22 protein-coding genes, 2 tRNA genes and 1 pseudogene are annotated in these 21,975 nt (G+C 55.9%); 10 read left to right on the forward strand and 15 right to left on the reverse strand.

Annotated elements, in window-relative coordinates:
- Positions 1-153: 153 nt before the first annotated feature.
- The 3 genes from ACRQHG_RS04790 to ACRQHG_RS04800 are packed head-to-tail and all read right to left on the reverse strand — an operon-like array spanning position 154 to position 2,090.
- Positions 154-816 (reverse strand): HAD hydrolase-like protein, encoded by a 663-nt coding sequence (locus tag ACRQHG_RS04790; RefSeq protein WP_284896543.1) that lies wholly within the window; start codon positions 814-816, stop codon positions 154-156.
- Positions 813-1,427 (reverse strand): L-threonylcarbamoyladenylate synthase, encoded by a 615-nt coding sequence (locus tag ACRQHG_RS04795; RefSeq protein WP_026428788.1) that lies wholly within the window; start codon positions 1,425-1,427, stop codon positions 813-815. The genes ACRQHG_RS04790 and ACRQHG_RS04795 overlap by 4 nt, the downstream gene beginning before the upstream one ends.
- A 48-nt stretch (positions 1,428-1,475) precedes the next feature.
- The gene (locus tag ACRQHG_RS04800; RefSeq protein ID WP_284896541.1) at positions 1,476-2,090 is read right to left on the reverse strand and encodes a hypothetical protein; all 615 of its coding nucleotides are present in this window, start codon (positions 2,088-2,090) and stop codon (positions 1,476-1,478) included.
- Positions 2,091-2,124: 34 nt separating this feature from the next.
- On the opposite strand from ACRQHG_RS04800, the gene ACRQHG_RS04805 reads away from it, so the two are divergent.
- The gene (locus ACRQHG_RS04805; protein WP_284896538.1) at positions 2,125-2,565 is read left to right on the forward strand and encodes a hypothetical protein; all 441 of its coding nucleotides are present in this window, start codon (positions 2,125-2,127) and stop codon (positions 2,563-2,565) included.
- Here ACRQHG_RS04805 and ACRQHG_RS04810 read toward each other — a convergent pair.
- The 6 genes from ACRQHG_RS04810 to ACRQHG_RS04835 all read right to left on the reverse strand — a co-directional run bounded on the left by ACRQHG_RS04810 (position 2,562) and on the right by ACRQHG_RS04835 (position 5,539).
- Positions 2,562-3,068 (reverse strand): DUF3145 domain-containing protein, encoded by a 507-nt coding sequence (locus tag ACRQHG_RS04810; protein ID WP_026428785.1) that lies wholly within the window; start codon positions 3,066-3,068, stop codon positions 2,562-2,564. The two genes, ACRQHG_RS04805 and ACRQHG_RS04810, sit on opposite strands and share 4 nt — an antisense overlap.
- A 55-nt stretch (positions 3,069-3,123) precedes the next feature.
- Complete coding sequence (def, locus tag ACRQHG_RS04815) at positions 3,124-3,636, reverse strand: peptide deformylase (RefSeq protein ID WP_284896535.1); 513 nt, start codon at positions 3,634-3,636, stop codon at positions 3,124-3,126.
- A gap of 135 nt (positions 3,637-3,771) precedes the next feature.
- A tRNA-Asn gene (locus ACRQHG_RS04820) sits at positions 3,772-3,843 on the reverse strand.
- Between the two features lie 152 nt (positions 3,844-3,995).
- Positions 3,996-4,280: a hypothetical protein gene (locus tag ACRQHG_RS04825; RefSeq protein ID WP_284896532.1), complete on the reverse strand. Its 285-nt coding sequence runs from the start codon at positions 4,278-4,280 to the stop codon at positions 3,996-3,998.
- A gap of 9 nt (positions 4,281-4,289) precedes the next feature.
- Positions 4,290-4,631, reverse strand: coding sequence for a cupin domain-containing protein (locus tag ACRQHG_RS04830; protein WP_087070647.1), 342 nt, complete (start codon positions 4,629-4,631; stop codon positions 4,290-4,292).
- A gap of 11 nt (positions 4,632-4,642) precedes the next feature.
- Positions 4,643-5,539, reverse strand: a complete 897-nt coding sequence (locus tag ACRQHG_RS04835; protein ID WP_307886424.1) for a methyltransferase domain-containing protein — start codon at positions 5,537-5,539, stop codon at positions 4,643-4,645.
- Positions 5,540-5,837: 298 nt separating this feature from the next.
- On the opposite strand from ACRQHG_RS04835, the gene ACRQHG_RS04840 reads away from it, so the two are divergent.
- Genes ACRQHG_RS04840 through ACRQHG_RS04860 form a run of 5 tightly spaced genes read left to right on the forward strand, consistent with a single transcriptional unit; the run spans position 5,838 to position 11,682 of the window.
- On the forward strand, positions 5,838-6,866 hold the full coding sequence (locus ACRQHG_RS04840; protein ID WP_101595599.1) for a LacI family DNA-binding transcriptional regulator: 1,029 nt from the start codon (positions 5,838-5,840) through the stop codon (positions 6,864-6,866).
- Between the two features lie 60 nt (positions 6,867-6,926).
- Positions 6,927-7,883, forward strand: coding sequence for an ABC transporter substrate-binding protein (locus tag ACRQHG_RS04845; protein ID WP_016442592.1), 957 nt, complete (start codon positions 6,927-6,929; stop codon positions 7,881-7,883).
- A 2-nt stretch (positions 7,884-7,885) separates the two neighbouring features.
- Positions 7,886-9,376, forward strand: coding sequence for a sugar ABC transporter ATP-binding protein (locus tag ACRQHG_RS04850; protein ID WP_081690054.1), 1,491 nt, complete (start codon positions 7,886-7,888; stop codon positions 9,374-9,376).
- The gene (locus tag ACRQHG_RS04855; RefSeq protein ID WP_026428778.1) at positions 9,373-10,347 is read left to right on the forward strand and encodes an ABC transporter permease subunit; all 975 of its coding nucleotides are present in this window, start codon (positions 9,373-9,375) and stop codon (positions 10,345-10,347) included. The genes ACRQHG_RS04850 and ACRQHG_RS04855 overlap by 4 nt, the downstream gene beginning before the upstream one ends.
- The gene (locus ACRQHG_RS04860; RefSeq protein ID WP_087070645.1) at positions 10,348-11,682 is read left to right on the forward strand and encodes a hypothetical protein; all 1,335 of its coding nucleotides are present in this window, start codon (positions 10,348-10,350) and stop codon (positions 11,680-11,682) included.
- Positions 11,683-11,837: 155 nt separating this feature from the next.
- Here the strand turns inward: ACRQHG_RS04860 and ACRQHG_RS04865 are convergent, their stop codons facing one another.
- Positions 11,838-12,338, reverse strand: a complete 501-nt coding sequence (locus ACRQHG_RS04865; RefSeq protein WP_244899295.1) for a GntR family transcriptional regulator — start codon at positions 12,336-12,338, stop codon at positions 11,838-11,840.
- Between the two features lie 12 nt (positions 12,339-12,350).
- Positions 12,351-12,620 (reverse strand): annotated as a pseudogene (locus ACRQHG_RS04870) (GntR family transcriptional regulator); the annotation flags it as partial.
- Between the two features lie 246 nt (positions 12,621-12,866).
- On the opposite strand from ACRQHG_RS04870, the gene ACRQHG_RS04875 reads away from it, so the two are divergent.
- The 4 genes from ACRQHG_RS04875 to ACRQHG_RS04890 are packed head-to-tail and all read left to right on the forward strand — an operon-like array spanning position 12,867 to position 17,633.
- Positions 12,867-14,357, forward strand: a complete 1,491-nt coding sequence (locus ACRQHG_RS04875; protein ID WP_087070643.1) for a CoA-acylating methylmalonate-semialdehyde dehydrogenase — start codon at positions 12,867-12,869, stop codon at positions 14,355-14,357.
- A 25-nt stretch (positions 14,358-14,382) separates the two neighbouring features.
- Positions 14,383-15,372, forward strand: a complete 990-nt coding sequence (gene iolC / locus ACRQHG_RS04880) for a 5-dehydro-2-deoxygluconokinase (protein WP_087071188.1) — start codon at positions 14,383-14,385, stop codon at positions 15,370-15,372.
- Positions 15,373-15,374: 2 nt separating this feature from the next.
- Positions 15,375-16,238: a Cgl0159 family (beta/alpha)8-fold protein gene (locus ACRQHG_RS04885; protein WP_087070642.1), complete on the forward strand. Its 864-nt coding sequence runs from the start codon at positions 15,375-15,377 to the stop codon at positions 16,236-16,238.
- Positions 16,239-16,265: 27 nt separating this feature from the next.
- On the forward strand, positions 16,266-17,633 hold the full coding sequence (locus ACRQHG_RS04890) for a GntP family permease (protein ID WP_087070641.1): 1,368 nt from the start codon (positions 16,266-16,268) through the stop codon (positions 17,631-17,633).
- 497 nt (positions 17,634-18,130) lie between these two features.
- Here the strand turns inward: ACRQHG_RS04890 and ACRQHG_RS04895 are convergent.
- The 4 genes from ACRQHG_RS04895 to ACRQHG_RS04910 form a co-directional block, all read right to left on the reverse strand.
- Positions 18,131-18,204, reverse strand: a tRNA-Ile gene (locus ACRQHG_RS04895).
- Positions 18,205-18,364: 160 nt separating this feature from the next.
- Positions 18,365-19,315, reverse strand: coding sequence for a dihydrodipicolinate synthase family protein (locus tag ACRQHG_RS04900; RefSeq protein WP_284905812.1), 951 nt, complete (start codon positions 19,313-19,315; stop codon positions 18,365-18,367).
- A gap of 168 nt (positions 19,316-19,483) precedes the next feature.
- Positions 19,484-20,941, reverse strand: a complete 1,458-nt coding sequence (locus tag ACRQHG_RS04905) for a GntP family permease (RefSeq protein WP_016442581.1) — start codon at positions 20,939-20,941, stop codon at positions 19,484-19,486.
- Positions 20,942-21,077: 136 nt separating this feature from the next.
- Positions 21,078-21,938, reverse strand: coding sequence for an enolase C-terminal domain-like protein (locus ACRQHG_RS04910; RefSeq protein WP_435719622.1), 861 nt, complete (start codon positions 21,936-21,938; stop codon positions 21,078-21,080).
- Between the last annotated feature and the right edge of the window lie 37 nt (positions 21,939-21,975).

A 21,975-nucleotide genomic window follows, 5' to 3' on the forward strand; every position in this document is an offset into this window, starting at 1 on the left:
GTAGCCAATCGCCGCGGTGACGATCTTATGTGGGAGTCTAACGACGCCTCGGGTGGATGTATACGGCCACGCCCTTCGCTGCTCAGATCTTAATCAAATTGTATCCAGACTTAATGCTGCTGTGACCCTATGTTAATATGCCCGTGCCTGATGTTAATGGGATTGTGACCGCTCCACTCCGGCGAAATCCCACAGGATCTCACCGAGCTCGCGCGCGGTTCCCACGTGCCGCCAAGCTAGCTCCCATTCGGAACGCGGTGCAGTCCCCCACTCCACGAGCACCGTGGGAAGGCCGTGCTGGCCTGCGCCGTCGACATCGTGAATACGATCCCCCACCATGAGGGCACGCGAGGTATCGATGCCCTGCGCCCGCAATTCGCGCAGCGCGGCCCCCACCACCTCAGCTTTCCCGTACCCGGGGATATCTTCGGGATCCCCGGCAATATAGCGGAAGTGCTGCGCCACGTCCTGGTGTTCCAGAATCGCGCGGGCATTCTTTTCGTTTTTCGACGTCGCAATGGCCAGCGGCACCCCGGCCGCGTCCAGCTCCTCTACCAATTCGCGCATCCCGGGGAAAATCGGGGTGTCGAGCATGCGCTGTTCGTAGCGGACGCGGTAGCGGCGCACCATCTCTACCGGGTCGGCCGCACCGAGCTTCGTGAAGGTATCGATGAGCGGCGGGCCGATGAACTGCACAAAGAATTCTTCGGGGTGGTCCTCCCCCATTTCTTCGCGCAGGGTGGCCCGGAAAGTTTCTTTGACGATAGCGGCGGAATCGTGGAAGGTTCCGTCCAGATCAATAAGGATAGGGTTCACAGGTCAAGTCCGGCGGTATCGCCTGCTCCTTGTCTCGCGATTTCGTTAGTTACCAGGTCAAGTACGGTGGTGGGACCGCGCCCCACGGGCCCGTTCACCACCACATCCAGGGCATGGCCCAGTTCATCTTCCACAATCCAGCCCTCTTCGAGGGGTTCTTCCGCGCCGGGAAGAATCAGCGTGGAGGAGAGTAGCGGTTCGCCCATTTCCGTGACTACGGCTTGGGTGATGCGGTGGTCGGGGATGCGCACGCCCACCGTGTGCTTCTTCGGGTTGAGGGTCATCCGCGGCACTTCTTTGGTGCCCTTAAGAATGAAGGTGTAGGGCCCGGGCGTGAGGCTTTTGATGAGCCGAAAATCGGGATTATCCACAATCACGAGCTGGCCGAGCTGCGCGAAATCGTGGCACAGCAGGGTGAAATGGTGTTTATCACCCACCTGCCGGATGCTGCGAATCCGCTCCAGGCCCTCCTTATTGCCCATCTGGCACACAATGGCGTAACCGGAATCGGTGGGCAGGGCCACCACCTCACCGCGGCGCAGCCGATCCACCACTTTGGTGACGAGCCGCGGTTGCGGATCCTCAGGATGAATATCAATGAAGGTAGCCATAGCCCCTAGTCTAGTCGAGGCCGCGACACGAAAAAGCGGCGGTTTTGACTACTCCGCCGCGCTCACCGCCTCCCGCAGCTCCGCGAGCTCATTCGCCTTGCCATAGGGTTCCATTTCCCGCAGATACGCGCGGGCTTCATTGGTGCGCCCGGCCGCCAGTGCGGTGCGTACCAGAGCCTCACCGGCCTCGAAACTGTGGGTGGCCGGATCCCAATGGGCCAGCCCCAAACTGAGGGCCTGATCCGGATGCCCGGCGTCGCGCAGAATTGCCATGGCCCGGGCGAGGATGTGCCCATCCGGATTGCGATCCGTGGCGGTGGTGAGGAGCCGCAGGGCCCGCTCGGGATCGGAGTCCACCGCAAGCCGAGCCATATGCAGCTGCGGGTACCAGGAAGCCGGTGAGCTGGAGAGTTCTTCGGCGAGGGCATAAATCGCCAGGTCCGCGGAAAGGATGCTTCCGGTTCCGGTGAGCTCCGCGGTGAGCGGATCAGCGGGCGGGAGTTCGCCTTCGGCCGCGCGTGCCAGGGTGACGAGCTGGGTGAAAGCCTCGACGTCGTTCGGGTCCTCAGCAAGCCGCTCACGCAGCGCCTGCGCGGTGGCGGTACCGGCTTCCGGGGCCCGGGTATGCTGGAAGAGTTGCTGCATCAAATCGAGGAATGCCATGATGCGAGCGTACCGAAAATAGGGAGGTCGTGCGATGGAGGTAGCGCAACTCATGTCGCTGGGCGCGGATGTTCTGGAGCGCGAAGGCTACCCGGATGCCACCGAAAGTTTCGAGCTGAACCGCGTGGATAGCGTGACACGCTGGGCAATCGCTGTCACCTTGGAAGACGCCAGCGGCGTGGTGGTGCCCGATAGCGAGATCTGCGCGGCGCGCACCCTCGGGGAGCTGGTGCGGCTCAGCTGCCCGGGCGCGGACCTCAGCCTCGCACCTTCTTCTCAGCACGACGGCGCAGCTGCGGCCCGCCCCGCTTCTGCCACCACCGCGAATGCGGCGGCGGGGCCTAGCCCGGCGCAGTCGGATAAGGCGAATGTGCGGGATAAGCCGGAGACGCCGACTGAGACGAATCGGCCAGATGTGCCGGATGAAAACGCCCCGCTATCCGCGGAGGATCTGCGGGCTGCCCTGGGGCTTTAGCCCACGCGGTGCAGCCAGCGTACCGGCGCACCCGCGCCGGCATAGCGGAAGGGCTCAAGTTCATCATCCCAGGCTTGACCGAGGGCAATATCGAGGAGCCGGCGCATTTCTGCGGCGTCGTTCCCCGCGTTTTCCAGGGCGGCCCGCACCCGGTTTTCCGGAATCACCACATTGCCGGTCAGATCTGTTTGGGCGTAGAAAATACCGAGGCCGGGGGTGGCGGACCAGCGGCCTCCTTCGGATACCGGGCTGGCATCCTCGGTGATCTCAAAACGCAAATGCTCCCAGCCGTTGAGGGCGGAGGCGAGCATGGCTCCGGTTCCCACTTCTCCCGTCCACGAGGCTTCTGCCCGGTTCATATGCGGGGCTGCGGGTTGTTTCGTCCACTCAAAATGCGGTTCGTATCCGAGCACACTTGTAACCGCCCATTCAACGTGGGGTTGAACGGCCGGCATAACAGAGTGAATGAATATGACGCCGCGAGTGGCGTATTTGTGTGCCATAGCATTCCTCCTGCGCTTGGGTGGCTTTCCCCGTGCTACCCACGCGGAGGGGCTACTAGAGCGATTGTAGCGCAGAAGAGACGCGCAGCTGGCGAATATCGCGCATCGCTTGTTTACGGACCTCCCGCTCCAGGCGGTCAAGGTAGAGGTGGCCGTCCAGGTGATCGCATTCGTGCTGGATGCAGCGCCCGAGGAGCCCCTCCCCTTCCACGATTTTCTTCTTGCCGTCCAGGTCGATACCTTCCGCCCGGGCGTACCAGGCGCGCTTGGTCGGGTAGTACAGGTCCGGGACGGATAGGCAGCCTTCCTCGCCATCCTGGTATTCATCTTCGGAGAGGGCCACGATCACAGGATTGAGGATGTAATCGATCTCGCCGTCGATATGCCAGGAGAAGGCGCGCAGGGAAACCCCGATTTGGTTGGCTGCTAGGCCCGCCCGGGCGTCGTCGTTCACGTTTTCGAGGAGGTCTTCAACCAGGCGCACGATGCCCGGGGTGATCTCCCGAATCGGATCGCAGGGGGTGCGCAGGACCGGGTCCCCCACCACGCGAATCTCCCGGAATGCCATCACGAACTCCTTTATAAGATTTCTCACATTAAGACTGCCCGGCGGCGCGGCTTAGGCTTATGGCTTACAGGACCGCACCGCGGGTGCCGGACAGAGCAGAACGGCGGTAAGCCTACGCTCACCGCCGTTCGTTCGCTCCCGCAGCTGGACTCGAACCAGCAACCGTTCGATTAACAGTCGAATGCTCTGCCATTGAGCTATGCGGGAATTTGCAACAGAAAAGATAATAGTCAATGGCGGGCCGTGAAGCAACTTGAGAGGTGTGCGCTCTACCACCCTTGGCTCAAAGGGTTGCTATAGGCCGGGCCCCTGCCGTACTTCAGCCGTTGCTAGGCGCGCCTCAGGCGTTGTTACACGTGCTAGGGCTGGTCACCACCGCCGCCGTTCGCCACCACCACCGCCACTACCTGCTGCTCCCCTGCGCCAACATCAGCCGCGGCCAGGTGCTGGCGCAGGGCGCGCCCGGCGAAGAACATGACGATAAGCAGGATGACCCCCACAATCGCGGCGGCGATCATACGACGGCGTGCGATGCGCTGAATCTCCTCCGCCTGGGCGGCGTCAAGGGTGCGGGATTCTTGCGCCTCGGGCCCTTCCGCCGCCTCAGGCCCTTCCGGCAGGTCCGGTTTCTCGGGTTGTGACATGGGGCTACTCTAGCCCACGCTCTGCCCGGTGAGCATGAACAGCACCATCTTGGTGGGAGCCAGGGCGCGCACCGCGTGCGGGAGGCGGGTGGGCAGGTGCACGAGCCCGCCGGGGCGCAGCTGCACTGTGCGCCCCTCGGTACGCATCTCCACTTCCCCTTCCAGCACCTGGATGAGCACGGGCACGGCGGCGGTATGCTCGGAAAGCTCCTCGCCGGTATCGAAGGAGAAGACCACCACATTCGCGCCTTCAACGCGCAGCGCGGTGGTGGAAACGGTCGAGGCAGCGGCGTAGTCCACCGTGGCGCCCAGATCCTCCAGGTAGGAAAGTTGCGGGGTGTTTTCACTCATCGGTTGTCCTTTCAGTTAGCGGTGGTAGCGGAAGTGCCGGCATCCGCAGAGCTGGCGATGCCAGTAGATTCGGCGGCGCCAGTAGCACCAGCAGCACCAACGGATTCAACGGGCTTACGGGCCACCATGGCCACGCCGGCCAGGTGGTGGCGATACTTGCGGAAGAGCGCGCGCATGGCCAGCACTCGCGCACGCAGCTCTTTATCGCGCAGCACGTTGCGGAGGATACGCGCCACCCCGCGCAGGCCTTCGTCGGCGAGGTTGCGGCGCAGAGAAAGCAGGGCCATGGGGGCATCCCCCACCCATTCCACCTCGAAACCGGCATCGGTGAGCACCTGCCGCCATTCGGCCTGGGTGAGCGGGCGCGCATTGACGCGAATCGTCTGCGCCAGGCCTTTGCGCAGGGTATCGGCAATGGCCGGGTCGATGCTATCCGGGGTGAGGCTCAGTTCATGGATGGCGTAGCGCCCGCCCGGGCGCAGCAGCCGGAACGCCTCGCCCACAATCGCGGCTTTCGAGTTCGCGCCCTGCATGGTGAGCATCGCTTCGCCCACGACCACATCGGCACCGGCATCGGGTAGTCCAGATTTTTGCGCGGTGGAATTAACGACGACGCCGCCCACTTTCTCCACAATCCCCTTGACGCGGGTCACCGCATTCTTGTCTTGATCTACCCCGGTGTAGGAGTGAATGGGCTCGGAGATAATGAGTTCTGCGGTCCGGCCCAGGCCGGGGGCGAATTCTACAACGTCCGCGCTGGCCAGCTGGGCATACTCAAGCATGGCCTTCGTCAAATGCAAGCCGCCGGGGCGCAATACCCGTTTGCCGGCGCGGGCGAGCACCCAGTGCCCGGCGGCGGTAGCGGTGGGACGATCAGATTGCGGAAGTGGAGCATTGTCATCGATCATGGATTCACCTTAATCCCGCGGGCCTGGTGAGAAAAGGGCGTGTCACAACGATTTCACACCAACCTGACAACTCATAAAAGCGAATAATTACCACTAGAAATCCACCCATTGCCTTAGCCACCAAGTCACCCGATGCTAATAAATACAAAACTGTTGAGAGTAAGCATCTTGAAATGCCCACAACACAACCACCTGTGGCACACCCCACATCAACTTAGACAAACGCACATCCTTGCCCTAAACGTTTAGGTGACATAGCTTGACCTCAACGCAACCAATTGGGACAAAGGAGACCCTGATGAAACCGGCAACTCTTAAAGACGTGGCTCGGGCCGCCGGTGTGTCTATTTGGACTGTTTCCAATACGTTTTCCGGCAAAGCGCCCGTCACGCAATCGACCAAAGCCCGAGTATTGGAAGCGGCTAAAACGCTCAACTACATCCCGAACCAGACAGCACGCGCCCTGCGTCGCGAAACTCCCGGCCCAATCGTCGTGATGACCGCATCAACATCTAATGCTTACTACGTCGATATGCTCGATGGCATTCATGAAATGTTGCGCGCATCTTCCCATGGAGTACGCACAGCCGATCTTGCTCCTGAAGGCCGATTTGATCAGAAAACTGAAGATTTGGTTGTCACCGAAGCAATCCAATCGCGGGCAGCCGGAGTTATCAGCACTCTTACTTTATCTGTAGACAATCACGAGAAACTTTGCGAGTGGGGAATCCCCATTGTCTATGTCGACTCGCAAGGACCGACTGCGCCGTCCGGTTCGGTATCTGTAACCTCAAATAACGAACAAGCCGCTCATCAAATCGGTGAACATCTTAATTATCATGAACTCGACACGTGGCTTTTATTGATCTATCCCGAGCGGTGGTCGACAAGGCAAACTCGAATTAAAGGCATGAAAAACGCCGCCAAGAAATTCGGGGCAACTCTCTCGATTCTCGAATGCGCTAATGACTCACAATCGAGCGCAATTGCGTTAGAGGAATATCTCAGAAATACGAAGGTAGAGAAGCTCGCGATTATTGCCGGTAACAATCCTCTCCTCCTCGGAACCATGCACGCACTCCAGGCATGTGATCTCCATGTTCCTGATCAAGTCGCCTTAATTGCGTTTGACGAATTCACCTGGTCAACTTTCGTCAATCCTCCAGTGACGTTGATTGACGAAGATTCTCGCGATATCGGCGCAAAAGCCGCTCTAAAACTTATTCACATCATGCAAGAGCATCCGCAGGGAGCTATCCGTTACCACAACCAGGAGTCTGAGGAGGTGAACGTCAAGCTCAGAATTCGCGCCTCCTGCGGCTGCTAAACAAATTAGAAAACCAAATTGGGCTAAACCGGCCTATCTAACCAAAAGGAGATCTCAACGATGAGAACAGCAAAAAAGGCGCTCGCCTTCACGACAAGCATTCTGCTCGCCGCAACTTTCTCGGGTTGTACTTCAGGTGACTCCGCTACGGAAGCGCCGAAACCTGACAAGATCGAGAAAATCGGCTTAATGGTGCAGGACATGTCGAACCCGTTCTTCTCAGCTATGGATAAGGGAGCGAAAGAAGCAGCCGAGAAGATTGGCGCAACCCTCAACGTCCAAGACGCCAAACTTGATCTGGCGAATCAGAATACTCAGATTGACACATTCATTCAGCAAGGCGTAGACCTTATCGTTGTCTCCGCCGTTGACGAGTCCGGCCTCCAACCCGCCATCGAACGTGCGCGACAGGCAGGGATCTTCGTGGTAGCTGTTGATACTCCTGCGAAGGGCGCGGATGCCATTGTTATGACCGATGCCGTTCAGGCTGGCGAAATTGCATGCACCTATCTATTCGAACAGATGGGTGGCAAGGGAAATATTTTGGTTGTTGATGGCACACCTATCCAGACGATCACGGATCGCATTAAGGGCTGCAATCAAGCAATGAAGAATTTCCCCGGCATCAAGGAAGTCGGGCACCAAAACTCGCAAAATGACCGCGCCACCGGTCTCTCCGTCACTACCGACATGCTTACTGCAGCCAGCGATGTCCAAGGCATCTTTGGAATGAATGACCCGTCCGCCCTTGGTGCGACGCTTGCCGTGCAGCAAGCTGGACGTACTAATGAAATTAAGGTGGTAGGAATCGACGCTTCTCCCGAAGGACTCCAGGAACTCCGAACCGCTGGTTCTCCCTTCGTCGGCACGGCCACCCAAGAACCCGCAAAAATGGTCGAAAAAGCAATCGAGGTTGGGCAGCAGCTTGCTCGTGGAGAATCACTCACCGAAACCACTATCCTCATCCCCTCGCAAATCATTACCCGGGATGCGGTAGACGAATACCCGGGATGGTAGAAATGACTCTTCTCAAGCTCGAAGGGATCAGGAAAAGATTCGGCGCTACCCAAGCGCTTGGAGGAGTTTCCTTTGATCTGAACGCCGGAGAGATTCATGCCCTCATGGGAGAAAACGGCGCTGGCAAGTCAACGTTGATGAAAATCCTGGCGGGGAATCTTGCTGCCGACAGTGGAAAGATCTTCGTTGACGGTCAGGAAGTCCATATCTCATCTCCTAACGATGCGCGTAAACATGGAATCGCAATCATCCACCAAGAGATCAATACCGTCCCAAATCTGACGGTAGCCGAGAATCTCTGCCTCGGCGTTGAACCACTCAAACACGGGATCCTTGACCGTGAAAAGATGCGTTCGGATGCACGCGCTAAGTTATCGGCTATTGGAGTGGACATCGACGTGAACAGGCCTCTCGGCTCGTTTTCCATCGGTATGCAGCAGATGGTCGAAATTGCTCGTGCTGCTGCCGAGGATGCCCGCATCCTCGTTCTCGACGAACCAACTGCCGCGCTTTCCCGAGCTGAAACAGAGGATCTTTTCAGAATTATTCGGGAACAGCAGCAAAACGGTGTCGGCCTTATCTACATCACTCACCGCATGGAAGAAGTGTGGAAATTGGCTGATAGGGTGTCCGTTCTTCGGGACGGAACGTCCGTCGGAACACAGCTTCTAGCCGAATTAACACCTGACGAAATCGTGCGAATGATGGTCGGTAGAAAAATCGGTGATCTCTACGAACACGCGGACCGTGCATCGGGAGAAGTGGTGCTTGAGGCAAAGGATCTCAAAGCGCCTGGAGTTGACGACGTTTCCTTCAAAGCTCGCGCCGGTCAAATTCTTGGATTTGCAGGCTTGGTCGGTGCCGGGCGTTCGGAAACCGTCAGGCTACTTATGGGAGCAGATCCCATGAGTAGCGGAACGTTGCTACTCAAAGGCGAAAGATATCATCCTAAAAGTCCCAAGGAGGCCCTGGAATCTGGCATTGCCATGGTGCCGGAATCAAGAAAGGAACAAGGTCTGTTCTTGGATCACACAACGGCATCGAATATCTCGATTGCCTCTCTGGGTGACTTCACCAAACTCGGCGTACTCGCGCGAGGCGCAATTCGAAAGAAAGTTCGCCAGATCATGGAAGTGCTCAATATTCGAAAGACCTCCACAAGTCTTCCGGTAAGAGCTCTTTCGGGAGGAAACCAACAAAAGGCACTTCTCGGCCGCACTCTCATGGCAGGTGCCGATCTTTTGATTTTCGATGAACCTACGCGCGGTGTTGACATCGGGGCGAAAAGGGAGATCTACGAAATCATGAATGATCTGGCTAAAGAAGGTAAAACCATCATCATGGTTTCTTCTGACCTCCCTGAAGTTCTGGGAATGTCTGATCGCATCATCGTTATGCGAAAAGGAAAAGTCGTGGGAGAACTCGATGCACGAGATGCCACAGAAGAATCGGTCATGAGCCTCGCGACCGGAGCAACAAAGGAACAAGCATGACTATAGAAGCTGCACCTCGACGGAAAATGAACTTCGCTGCGTGGTGGGATAAGGTTGGGATTCTCGCGGTCCTCGTCCTTCTCGTCGTGATTATGGCGCTCATCGCCCCGAACTTCATGTCGATGAACAATCTCATGAATATCGCCCGTTCGATCTCTATCAACGCGATCATTGCGGCCGGTATGACCTTCGTTATTATTACTGCCGGCATTGATCTCTCTGTCGGATCAATCGTTGCCGTATCGGGTGTAACCGCAGTACTGGCTTGTATCTCCGGTGCTCCAGCCATCGTCGGGATAATCGCTGGCATTCTTGCCGGTGCAGTTGCGGGATGGGTAAATGGTGCCCTATCGGCGTATCTAGCCCTCGCGCCCTTTATCGTGACGCTCGGCATGATGACATTCCTCCGTGGCCTCGGATACACACTGACCGGCGGCCAACCCATCGTAGATAACAAGCTGGCTTTCAGAGATCTCGGAAACGGATACATGGCTGGAATTCCAGTTCCCGTCATTGTAATGATCATTGTCTACATCATCTGCTGGTTCATCCTCGAACGCACGAAGTACGGCAGGCATGTTTACGCAGTCGGCGGCAATCCCGAGGCAGCACGGCTCGCTGGAATCAACGTGAAGCGTGTACTCACATCTGTTTACGTCATTGCAGGGGCACTCTCAGGGCTTGCGGGTGTCATTTTCGCCGCACGCGTTGTTTCCGCGCAGCCGACCGCTGGAACCGGATACGAACTTGATGCTATTGCCGCAGTTGTTCTAGGTGGAACATCCCTTGCCGGTGGTAAGGGCAAGATCATCGGAACCCTCATCGGTGCGATCATTCTCGGCGTGCTCTCGACCGGCATGATTCTGATGAATGTCCAATTCTTCACTCAGCTACTAATTAAGGGCGTCGTCATTATTCTCGCCGTCGCCATTGATTCCCTCAAGCAGAAGAGCACCAAGGCAGGAAAGTAGATGAAGACCCATAAAGTAATCAGTAGTATCGAAGGAAAGCGGGCATTCGAGCCGATTTACTTCGATGAACCACAAGTGCTCACAGAGTCTTTATGGCTAGCACGAACCAATACTGGAGAGCAGATCCTTTGCCAGCGATTGGTTGATCAGCCGGCTCCACAAGAGGCCACCAGATTTGTCACTACACTCAGTTTTGAGGGCGAGGCAAGTTTCACACTGGATGAACCAGTCGAATCCGGAGAAGGAATCACAAAAGGACCCGGTACTGAAGTTGACTCATGGGCCCGCGTTAATACCGGCTACTTCGATATTGATGTATGCACGGGTACCGCCGAGGGCACTGGTGCCTCAAAGTGGGGGCTCAAGCATTTCCGCACCCTTGATGAGGGTATTGATCTCCTCCCCTCTGGAAACAATGCGATTGGTGGATTTTACGGCCCGTTCTTCACTCCTGAAAACGGACTGATCAATCCGCCAGAACACACAAAGGTGAAGATTGAGATCCGTGAAGACGGACCGGTCTTGCTTTCTTTCAGAATGCTAGGTGTGATTCCCGACGGGCTCCTCCCAGAGCTCAGGGGTAAGAACTTCTCAATCGAGTGGGCTTTCACTTATAGGACGCCTTGGTTCAGCCGTCGTTATTACGTAGATGATTTCCAAACCGTGATCAACGGGCGTTCTGTAACTAACAAGATCACCGTTGGGGATGAATTCGAGGCCGGGCAAGGAAAGCTGCTCTTTGATCGGTTTGCGTGCTACGGTGGATCCCGATATCGCAGCGGCGATCCTTATGCTGGACACCTGGCCGACATGGTCGAGCAGACCATTTCTGACGGTACATTGCCTCAGCGCAAGAAACTTGAAGAGTTTAAGGCCGTCCTAACGGATGATATTGAGAACGCCCATTGGGATTTGTACTGGCGCCTATTCTCGACTTTCGAAGGTGCTTTAACGGACGAAACGATCCGCGACCGGCTGGCAATTGTTCGCGAGAAATCGTTTGTTGATGCAGAGCTGCGTGATTGGCGAGTCGATTCTGAACCTATCGACGTCCAGAAAGAGGAGCACGAGACTATCTTCCCCGGAGCTTCCGATAAGACAGTCGAATATGACACATCTACCGGTCGTGCAATGATCTGGTATACCTCGAAGCCATCGGGAGGCTTCCAGATCGTGCAGCGCAAGCAGTCGGGATGGGGAAACTGGGGTACCAACCTCGAAAACGAATGCCCGGAGCTCCCTGTGGGTGTCGATATCAAAACGGCATACGGCAAATTCGCGTCTAACTGGAAAGATATAGCCGACCAGTTAGAAACTCCTCCGGAAGTACTTTAGGACCAGAGAATCCCGTATGGCACTTGCCGGATTTCTAGATGTCCCAGAGTAGGACAGCACGGTTACCGTATACAAAGCTGGGTGGCTGGCGCGATCATTCTCGCGTTAGCCACCCAGTTCCCTTTTACCAAGAAACTGATTCCTCCAGGTGTGATTCACGCCGGGAAGTTGAGTGGGAGGGTGAGGTCGTATTGTTCCGCGTCATACAAATGGTCGGCTAGATCCACGACCCGCCCGGATTCATCATAAGCACTACGCCGCACCCGTAAGAGAGGTGCCCCGGATGCTACGTGTAAAAGTTCTGCTTCCGTAGGCGTCGCGCTACGCGCGCTAATACGCTGGACCCCACCACGTAACACGATCCCGTGGCTCTTGAAGAAATCATAGAGACCACCCGATGATATCGCGGTAAGAGAGGGCGCTAGATCGGCTGGGATCCAGTTACGCATAATCCCCATACGGTTCCCCTCCGCCCACCGCAACCGCTCTAAAGCCACGATCTCTTTACCTTCTTGGCAATGCATATCGCCAGCTAGACCACTATCAGCAAACACCACCCGATACTGGAGAACATCCGTGCGTGGTTCACGGCCCGCCGCCCGCAAATCATCGGAAAGACTCGCCAGGGAAGGATCCCGTTGGAAAACCCGTGGCATCACCCTGGTTCCCACGCGCGGACGCCGTGAGAGTTTGCCTTCATCAGTCAACACTTGCAACGCCCGCCGTAGTGTAGGACGTGAGACTCCCAGCCTGCGTGACATAGATACTTCGTCTTCAAGGAGCTGACCGGGTAAAAGCGCGCCGGAGTCAATCAGGCTCCCTAATGATTGCGTGATTTGTTGATGCAAAGGAAGCGAGGAGCGAGAGTCGAAAACAATCTGCGGAGCAACCGGGATATCCAGCTGATCCGGGTTGTCTTTCCCACCCAGGTTTGACATTAACGTGACCCTCTCACTCTTATTTGTTCACCCAATTGTAAACATAGCGGACAATAGTGAGATTAGCTAGTGTTTCTCTCATTTTATCGCTTCGATGCTGTCCTATATGGCCGTGTTCATTCAAGTTTGCTGGCCGCCCTGGCTGGTCTTTTGTGTTTACAAGTGGGTGGGGTGGGGTTATTTTGGAAACCAATGAGACACCCCGCTGGTGGGGTGCTGGTTTGGACTCACAAGGGAGTGATACGAATGGATATACCTCATTGGATTAATGGTGGCCTCTATGCGGGGCAACCTGAGGGAAAGATTGAGGTTGATGACCCGGCGAGTGGTGAGATTCGCGGGTATTTGTTACAGGCAAGCCGTGAAGATCTTGACTACGCGGTAGGGGTTGCTGTTAAAGCTCAAAAAGCTTGGGCTCGTACCTCGTTGGCTAAGCGTACCGAGATCATGTATCGGATGCGTCAGCTTGTTTTGGATCATCAAGACGAGATCGCTAAAGCGATTGTGGCTGAGCATGGTAAGGATTATTCGGATGCTATCGGGGAGATCCAGCGTGGGCGGGAGACCCTTGATTTTGCTTGCGGGATTAACGTCGCTTTGAAAGGTGAAACCTCGTCGAATATTTCCACCGGGGTAGATATTCACACGCTACGCCAGCCCCTGGGTGTTGTTAGCGGGATTTGCCCGTTTAATTTCCCGGTGATGGTGCCTATGTGGATGCACCCGATTGCTATTGCTACCGGGAATGCTTTCATTTTGAAACCCGCACCGGCCACGCCCTCGGCTTCTCTTGTGATTGCGCGTTTGTATAAGGAAGCCGGACTGCCGGACGGGGTCTTCCAGGTTATTTCCGGGTCGAATGATTTCACGATGGCTATGATTGACCACCCGGATATTAGGGCTGTTTCTTTCGTGGGTTCAACCCCGGTTGCGAAACTGATCCAGGAGCGTGCGGTGCGCGCGGGTAAACGTGTCCAAGCATTGGGTGGGGCTAATAACCACGCGATTGTGATGCCCGATGCTGATATCGAGTTCGCTGGTAAACACCTCTCAGCAGCGGCTTTCGGCGCGGCAGGTGAACGCTGCATGGCCCTGCCCGTTGCTGTCGCGGTGGGTGGGATCGGTGAAAAACTAGCGAAAGCAGTCAAAGAACACGCCGAGCTTATCCGGGTGGGTTACGGCCTGGACGAAGGCGTCCAAATGGGCCCGGTTATCAACGCCCAATCAAAACAACGCATTATTGATGCGATCAATGATGCCGAAGAAAAAGGCGCGAAAGTCATTCTTGATGGCCGCACGCTTCGCGTGAGCGGGCACGAGAAAGGGTATTTCCTCGGCCCAACTATCTGCACGCACGTCCCCCAAGACTCCCTCCTCTACAAGCAAGAAACTTTCGGTCCCGTCCTGGCAATCGTCGAGGTAGACACCTACGAAGAAGCCATCACTCTTGTTAATTCCTCGCCGTATGGCAACGGGGCAGCGATCTTCACGAATGATGGTGGTCTGGCACGTCGTTTCGAACTGGAAGTTGAAGCTGGCATGGTCGGTATCAACGTCCCCATCCCCACCCCCGTGGCCTACTACTCCTTTGGCGGATGGAAAGACTCTCTCATGGGAGATACCCATATCCACGGGCCCGAAGGCGTGCGCTTCTACACGCGCGCGAAGGCCACCACGGTGCGTTGGCCTTCCGAGGGCACCTATGAAGCAACAATGTCGTTTGAACGCACCGAATAAACAATAAGGTAAGGAAGTGATGGACATGGTCGTCCATGATGTACTAACAATCGGACGCTGCGGCGTCGATATCTATCCCCTACAAACTAATTGCACCCTCGAAGAAGTCACAACGTTCGGGAAATTCCTGGGAGGATCGCCTACTAACGTTGCGGTAGCAGCAGCACGCCTGGGAGAAGACTGCGCCACCCTCACCGGGGTAGGTGATGATCCTTTCGGGCGGTGGGTCCGCCTGGAAATGCGCCGGCTCGGCGTATCAGATGAATACGTGATCGTTGACGATACCCTGAACACGCCTGTTACTTTCTGCGAGATTATCCCACCCGAACATTTCCCGTTCTTCTTCTACCGTGAACCCTCCGCCCCTGACCTCCAGATCAAGGACAGTGATCTGGATGAAGACCAGGTACGCGAGGCTAAACTCTTGTGGGTATCCGGGACGGGCCTGTGCGAGGACCCCTCGTATTCCACCCATATGAGCGCGCTTGCCATGCGGGGGCGTAAAGACCATACCGTTTTCGATATGGACTGGCGTCCAATGTTCTGGGAGTCAGTTGATCTGGCACGTCAGCGTTATGCGGAAGTTCTTGAGTATGCGACAGTCGCGGTGGGTAACGTGGAAGAATGTGAAATCGCGGTCGGGGAAACTGATCCACACGCGGCTGCAACAGCACTACTGGAACGCGGGGTCCAGATCGCTGTGGTCAAGCAAGGCAGCAAGGGCACCCTCGCGAAATCGAGCGCGGAAGAATTCTTTATCCCCGCGATGAACACGACCGTGGTCAACGGGGCTGGAGCCGGGGATGCTTTCGGTGGGTCCCTTGTCCACGGGCTTTTACAGGGCTGGAGCCTGGAGAAAACAATCCGGTATGCCAACACTGCCGGCGCGATCGTGACCTCGCGTATCGAATGCTCTACCGCGATGCCCACCCAGGATGAAATCGAGCAAGTACTGGCCGCTAACCACACCGACGCGCTACTCGATACACCCAAATCAGTAGAAAGCAACCAGTAACCATGGATATTGCCAGGCTTATTGCAGGACGGCGTTGCCCGGGCACTGCTCACCAAGCCTTGCTCACACGCGAGCAACCCGCCAGCCTCCTACCCAATGGGAAATTCCTTATCATGGCCGCTGACCACCCCGCCCGGGGCGCGTTCGCGGCTGGCGCTAACCCCCGCGCTATGGAAGACCGTTTCGACCTGCTCGCACGCCTGTGTGACGCGCTTGCCGTGCCCGGGGTTTCCGGCCTGTTAGGAACAGCCGACATCATTGAAGACCTCGCACTCCTGAGAGCCCTGGACGGCAAATGGGTATACGGGTCCATGAACCGGGCAGGACTGGCCGGCGCCGCGTGGGAACTCGATGATCGTATCACGGGCTATACGGCCAAAGGGATAGCTAAAGCAGGCCTGCAAGGAGGGAAAATCCTGCTCCGTATCGCCTACCAGGAAACACAAACCGTTGGCACGTTAGAGATGGCCGGGAAAGTAGTCACCGACCTTGCCCGGCGCCAACGCATCGCCATGGTCGAACCCTTCATCTCACGGCGTGAAGGCAGCCAGGTCGTCAATGATGTTTCTACCGATGCTGTCACCCGCTCGATAGCAATCGCTTCAGGTTTGGGGGCTAATAGTTCCTACACGGTCCTCAAACTCCCCGATACCCCAGACCTGGAACGCTTCGCTCGGGCTACTACCCTACCCATCGTTATCCTCGGCGGGGAAGTCAGCAACGACGCTGCTAAAACCCTGCACAGGTGGGCTCTCCTCTTGGAGATCCCTAACGTGATCGGCCTGGTCATTGGCCGGTCATTGCTCTATCCACAATCAGGCGACGTTCAAGGCGCCGTGGCCAACGCCGCCCAGCTTCTCTCCTAGAGAAGCCCACATATCCAAGGGGCACTCATGACTCTCACAACAGGAGGCCTCCTCGGTATCGCTCTAGCAGCGATAGCCGTTTTACTCTTCCTCATCATCGTATTCAAAGTCAACGCCACAGTTGCGCTTATCCTCGTATCAGCTCTGACTGCTATCGCTACCGGAGTCCCAGTCAGCGAACTATTCGATATGCTGCTCACCGGGTTCTCAGGCACCGTTGGCAAACTCGCTCTCATTATCGGGTTCGGAGCAATCATCGGGCGTATGCTCGAACAATCCGGAGGCGCTGAAGTACTCGCCCAAACCCTGCTACGTTGGTTCGGTGAGAAACGAGCACCCCTCGCCCTCTCGGTAGCCTCGCTCTTGTTCGGCTTCCCGATTTTCTTCGACGCCGGGCTCATCGTCATGTTCCCGATCATCTTCTCCGTTGCCCGCCGCCTGGGCGGACCAGTCTTGCTGTATGCCCTACCAGCAGCCGGCGCATTCCAGGTCATGCACGGACTCATGCCACCCCACCCCGGACCAGTAGCCGCCGCTACCACAATGAACATCAACATCGGGACCGTGCTCCTGGTTGGTTTGATCGTCGCGATTCCCACCTGGTACCTGGCCGGCTACCGCTTCGCATTGTGGCTCTCCAAGCGGTTTGATGTTCCCATCCCTAACGTTCTCGGATCGAAAGAATCCGGGCGTGAACTACCCGGGAAAGAACCCGCCTTCGCGACCGTTCTCTTCATCCTCATGCTCCCGATCTTGTTGATTACCGGTAACACGGTCACCAGTACCCTTCAATCAGCTGGAATCATCCCGGAAAACGCTGCCTGGGCAAGCGCCCTGAAATTCTTCGGTGAAACCGCTGTCGCCCTGTTCGTTACCGCACTCGTAGCTTCAATCATTTTGGGTTATGTACGTAAAGTACCCTGGAAGAATATCGATAAGATCAACGACGCCGGGTTCAAATCAGTAGCCGCGATCGTCATGGTCGCCGGTGCTGGTGGCATGTTCGGTTCCGTGTTACGCGAAACCGGTATCGGTACCGCGCTTGCTAACACGCTAGCCGATCTTGGTATTCCCTTGCTCCTGGCTGCCTACCTTATCTCCCTGGCACTACGAGTCGCGCAAGGCTCAGCAACCGTGGCCATCCAAACCACCGCGGCCTTGCTCGCGGCTACCGTGTCGGGTGCCGGACTCAATGACATCCAAACCGCGCTCGTCGTGGTGGCGATGGGAGCAGGATCCTTCTTCGCTTCCCACGTCAACGATTCCGGGTTCTGGCTAGTAGGTGGCTTCCTGCAAGTAGATACGAAAACGAATCTGAAGATGTGGACCACGTTCACCTCAGTAATATCCCTCGTATCCTTCGGTTTCTGCTCCCTGGTCTACCTCATCGTCTAGAAAACTCAAACTCACAAAACCACGTGTACGCACCCGCGGGCTGGATCTACACCCACCACGGGTGCGTACATGTTTAACTTCCTCACGCACCCCCCTGAATGAAATGCTTCCGTGGGCGTCAAGCACGAGTTAAATCCGCGCGTCTTACGCGATTGTCAAACGCAAGTTAAAACTGCACGCCTAGCGCAATACGAATTGCATGCCTAGCGCAAGGAAAATGCACACCCAGCGCAACCAAAACTGCACCCCCTCACCGAACAGGCAATCTCGCCCGGCGCCCAAGCATCCCTACCGATACCACCACTCAACACTCGCCGGCGGTCGGCGTTACTGCCACCCCACAGGCCGACCACTGGCCGGGTAACCGTGTCAAAAGTAGGTGGATATATTGTCGAAGAAGCTACTGGACTCCTCGTCTAAAAAGTCAATGAACTCCAAGTCCAAATACACGAAAATCCCACGTAGCTGGCGGAACTATGACGCGGGACATCACATAGTGCCCCCGGCAGGACTTGAACCCGCGACCGATGGATTATGAGTCCACTGCTCTAACCTGCTGAGCTACGGGGGCAGCGCGTAAATTCTAACAGCTCCTAATTGGTCTGAGCCCCAATCATCAGGCTCATCTTTCACATCCAAGAAAACAGGTAGAATACAAGGGCGTTCCGGCCTTTAGAGTGCGTCAGACCGGAACGCCCAGCTTTTGAAAAATAGAAACTTGTCGGCTAAATCTATGCGCGTACGTCGCGCAGCAGCGTCGCGATTTTCTCCGAATCCTCCGCACTCAACGGAACCTGCGGGGCACGCATCAACGGCGAGCACTCCACCCCGCACAAACGCACACCCTCCTTAATCGCAGCAATGAAAATATCACCAATCTCATACACCGCAGCCAAACGCGTAATCTTTTCGAGCTCCGCAGCCGCGCGCGTAACATCCCCGGCCTCATACGCCGCATGCATCGCCGCAAACACCTCCGGAATCAAATTCGTCAAGCCAGAGAGCACCCCGGCCCCGCCACACACCCGATTCCCAATGTAATACTCATCAAAACCAGAAAGCACCGCGAAATCCGGGCGCACCTTCCGCACCTCGCGAATCACCCGCCGCGTATGACTCTGGGTATCCACCGTATCCTTGAGCGCCACAATATTTTCGTGCCGGGCAGCCAGCTCAGCCACCAATTCCGGAGTTAAATCCGCACCCGTGCGCTCCGGGAAGTTATAGAGCATAACAGGAAGGGCCGTCGCGCCCGCAACAGCGTCATAAAAATCAAGCGCCCGCCCGTGCGAATGCCCGAAATAGAACGGCGGGAGGGCCACCACCCCATCCACACCAGCCGCCTCAGCAGCCGCGATATTCTCCAGCACCTCACCCAAACGCGCCGCGCTCACACCGGCCAACACCTGGAAACGCCCCGCGGCCTGCTTGACCGCGAACTTCAAGAACTCGGCCTTCTCCTCAGTGGAGAAAGAGAAAAACTCCCCAATCGAGCCGAAGAAGAGCACCCCGTTGAGCCCGGACTCGGCAAGACGATCAATATGGGCAGCCATCGCCGGATAATCAATCGCACCCGAATCGTCGATCAACGTGACCGACGGGCAATACACACCAGAAAACATTCCAACCCCTTCCAGGTTTGGGCAAATAAAAGCTACCCATTTCCATGTCTCACGCATCATTGCGACTTACTTCGAACGATAACAGGAGGAATGCGAATCCATACCCGCGCAAAACACTAGAAGACAATAAGTACCGTAGGAAACATCGCTGACCGGCGCGCTGAATCATTGAACACGCCGGCCAGCGATAGCCCTACGTTAGGACCAATTCAAATTATTGAATTTACACTACAACAGGAAGAGTCCAAGACCCCAAACCAGAACTAGCCCAACAATGGAGATCAAACATGTCATCACTGTCCAGGTCTTAAACATCTCGGGAAGAGTGAACCCGAAGTATTCCTTTACCAGCCAAAGGCCCGCATCGTTTACGAAGGAGAAAATAAACGACCCAGCACCGATTGCAAGGACAAGAAGACCTGTTTGGATCGGATCATAAGCAAGCGCAGTGGCTGTCGGCTCCAGAATGCCGGCCGTAGTAATGGCCGAAACGGTCGAGGATCCTGTAGCCACACGCACGAACACCGCAATCACCCAAGCGATCAAGATGATCGATATATTTGTGTTTTCTACAAACTTAGTGATCATATCTCCAATGCCGGTATCAATCAGAAGGTTCTTGAAACCGCCACCAGCTCCGAGGATAAATACAATTCCAGCAATGGGACGTAACGATTTCCCGGCTTCATCGTTGAGCTTTTCCCACGGGTACCTTGTCGTAACGAAAAGCGTGAGAGATGCAAATACCAGTGAAATCAGAAGGGCAATCTCGGGATTCCCGATAAACTGCAAAATCTGAGCACCCATTTCCTTGGAATCGTGAAGGTCAGGGCGGACCATCATGATAATTGAAGTGATCAAGAGAAGAATGGCCGGCATGGTGACACAAAGCAGAGACAACCCGAAGGAAGGCTTACGACGACCTTCAACACCGTCCTCTTTATCCGCCATAGCGAACGTGTCCGGCGCACCACGCGGCACGATACGCGTCGAGTACTTCGCGAACAGCGGTCCGCAGATAATAACGAGAGGAATAGCAAGGACAATGCCCATACCCATCGTGATACCCATGGAACCATTCTCAAAGGTTTGGAGAGCGGCGGTGGGCCCGGGGTGTGGAGGAACGAGTGCCTGCATCGCACAAAGGCCCGCCAGGGCTGGCATCGCGATCATCATAAGGGGCATCTTAGATTTCCGCGTAACCATGATGATCACCGGAGCCATGATGATCAGTCCAACATCAAAGAACAGGGGCAACCCAATAAGAGACCCGATGAGAGCCATAGTCCAAGGGAGCATCTTGCGAGACGACTTCGAAATCAGAACGTCAACTAAAACGCCGGTCGCTCCCGTTACCATCAAAACCGCACCCAGCATTGCACCGATACCGACTAAGATACCGACACTTTTAGTGGTGTCTCCAAAGCCGTCAAGGAAGGCGTGGACGGTGTTCATCAGCCCGAACCCGGACCCAATTCCGGTAATCAGGGCCGCAAGCATAATCGCGAGGAAGGGGTGAACTTTCGCCCAGCTAACCAAAATAATGAGGATGGCAACGCCGGTTACGATACTGATGAGAAGCGCTGCCGGGTTAAGACTTACTTCCGGGATATCGCGAGCGAAAGGTAAAAGTCCCTGGGGTATTGAGCTTTGTAGCTGACTCACACCTACAAGTAAAGCATTCATCTATATTTCCTTTTTCTGACGAGTGCAGCGTCCGCACTGCCGCACGCGGGGAATCCAAATGGATTACCAATAGCAAGCAGCGACAGCTATTTATTTAGCCCGCGTGCGGCAGTGGAACGTGGTTTTCCCGGGAGAATTAGCCTCGGTAGAGGTACTTTTCAGCGGTTGCCTGAGTCATCTCAGCACCGTTGCCGGGAGCCGTTTGCGGCATATAGTTGCCATTCTTGATAACTGTCGGGTGCACAAAGTGTTCATGTTGGTTATCAACGTACTCAATCAACCGGTTCTCCATAGTTCCGGATACCGCGACGTAATCAAACATCGCAAAGTGCGCCACAGCTTCGCATAGGCCAACGCCGCCAGCGTGCGGGCAGACAGGCTTATTAAACTTCTTGGCAAGCAGGTATTCGATAACCAGTTCCTGCGGGCCCGCAACACGGGTTGCATCAATCTGCATGATTCCAAACGCATTCATTTGGAGATACTGCTTGAACATGATCCTGTTCTGCATATGTTCGCCAGTTGCTACAGGAATCGGATTAATAGCGCGTGCAATGGTTGCGTGTCCCACCACATCATCCGGCGAAGTCGGCTCTTCAACCCAAGCCAAATCGAAATCATGGAATTCGTTAATCCAAGAAATCGCATCAGGAACGTCCCACACCTGGTTAGCATCAACAGCCAACTTTACATCGGGACCAATCGCTTCGCGAGCTAACCCAAGACGCCGAATATCATCCTCGACGCGGCGCCCCACCTTCAGCTTGATAAGCTTAAACCCTTTTTCTTGAGTCTCTTCCTTACACAGCGAGACCATCTTTTCATCTGAGTACCCTAGCCAACCCGCGGCAGTGGAATACCCGGGGTAGCCATTTTCAAGAAGGTTGGCAATTCTTTCTTGCTTACCACGCTGACCGTCCTTTAGGAACTCAATAGCTTCTTCAGGACGAAGCGCATCGAGAGTGTCTAATGGTTTGTGTGTGAGGGTGAAAACCACCTAGGAGATAAACCAGAATGACTACCGTGAAACAAGA

The organism is Actinotignum vesiculae, assembly GCF_051267215.1.
GTDB lineage: Bacteria > Actinomycetota > Actinomycetes > Actinomycetales > Actinomycetaceae > Actinotignum > Actinotignum schaalii.

Excerpts from the sequence above, each read along its gene's own strand:
- ACRQHG_RS04795 (WP_026428788.1), bottom strand. The coding sequence starts at position 1,427 with ATGGCTACCTTCATTGATATTCATCCTGAGGATCCGCAACCGCGGCTC.
- ACRQHG_RS04800 (WP_284896541.1), bottom strand. The coding sequence starts at position 2,090 with ATGGCATTCCTCGATTTGATGCAGCAACTCTTCCAGCATACCCGGGCC.
- ACRQHG_RS04805 (WP_284896538.1), top strand. The coding sequence starts at position 2,125 with ATGGAGGTAGCGCAACTCATGTCGCTGGGCGCGGATGTTCTGGAGCGC.
- ACRQHG_RS04810 (WP_026428785.1), bottom strand. The coding sequence starts at position 3,068 with ATGGCACACAAATACGCCACTCGCGGCGTCATATTCATTCACTCTGTT.
- def (WP_284896535.1), bottom strand. The coding sequence starts at position 3,636 with ATGGCATTCCGGGAGATTCGCGTGGTGGGGGACCCGGTCCTGCGCACC.
- ACRQHG_RS04825 (WP_284896532.1), bottom strand. The coding sequence starts at position 4,280 with ATGTCACAACCCGAGAAACCGGACCTGCCGGAAGGGCCTGAGGCGGCG.
- ACRQHG_RS04830 (WP_087070647.1), bottom strand. The coding sequence starts at position 4,631 with ATGAGTGAAAACACCCCGCAACTTTCCTACCTGGAGGATCTGGGCGCC.
- ACRQHG_RS04835 (WP_307886424.1), bottom strand. The coding sequence starts at position 5,539 with ATGATCGATGACAATGCTCCACTTCCGCAATCTGATCGTCCCACCGCT.
- ACRQHG_RS04840 (WP_101595599.1), top strand. The coding sequence starts at position 5,838 with ATGAAACCGGCAACTCTTAAAGACGTGGCTCGGGCCGCCGGTGTGTCT.
- ACRQHG_RS04845 (WP_016442592.1), top strand. The coding sequence starts at position 6,927 with ATGAGAACAGCAAAAAAGGCGCTCGCCTTCACGACAAGCATTCTGCTC.
- ACRQHG_RS04850 (WP_081690054.1), top strand. The coding sequence starts at position 7,886 with ATGACTCTTCTCAAGCTCGAAGGGATCAGGAAAAGATTCGGCGCTACC.
- ACRQHG_RS04855 (WP_026428778.1), top strand. The coding sequence starts at position 9,373 with ATGACTATAGAAGCTGCACCTCGACGGAAAATGAACTTCGCTGCGTGG.
- ACRQHG_RS04860 (WP_087070645.1), top strand. The coding sequence starts at position 10,348 with ATGAAGACCCATAAAGTAATCAGTAGTATCGAAGGAAAGCGGGCATTC.
- ACRQHG_RS04865 (WP_244899295.1), bottom strand. The coding sequence starts at position 12,338 with ATGCCACGGGTTTTCCAACGGGATCCTTCCCTGGCGAGTCTTTCCGAT.
- ACRQHG_RS04875 (WP_087070643.1), top strand. The coding sequence starts at position 12,867 with ATGGATATACCTCATTGGATTAATGGTGGCCTCTATGCGGGGCAACCT.
- iolC (WP_087071188.1), top strand. The coding sequence starts at position 14,383 with ATGGTCGTCCATGATGTACTAACAATCGGACGCTGCGGCGTCGATATC.
- ACRQHG_RS04885 (WP_087070642.1), top strand. The coding sequence starts at position 15,375 with ATGGATATTGCCAGGCTTATTGCAGGACGGCGTTGCCCGGGCACTGCT.
- ACRQHG_RS04890 (WP_087070641.1), top strand. The coding sequence starts at position 16,266 with ATGACTCTCACAACAGGAGGCCTCCTCGGTATCGCTCTAGCAGCGATA.
- ACRQHG_RS04900 (WP_284905812.1), bottom strand. The coding sequence starts at position 19,315 with ATGATGCGTGAGACATGGAAATGGGTAGCTTTTATTTGCCCAAACCTG.
- ACRQHG_RS04905 (WP_016442581.1), bottom strand. The coding sequence starts at position 20,941 with ATGAATGCTTTACTTGTAGGTGTGAGTCAGCTACAAAGCTCAATACCC.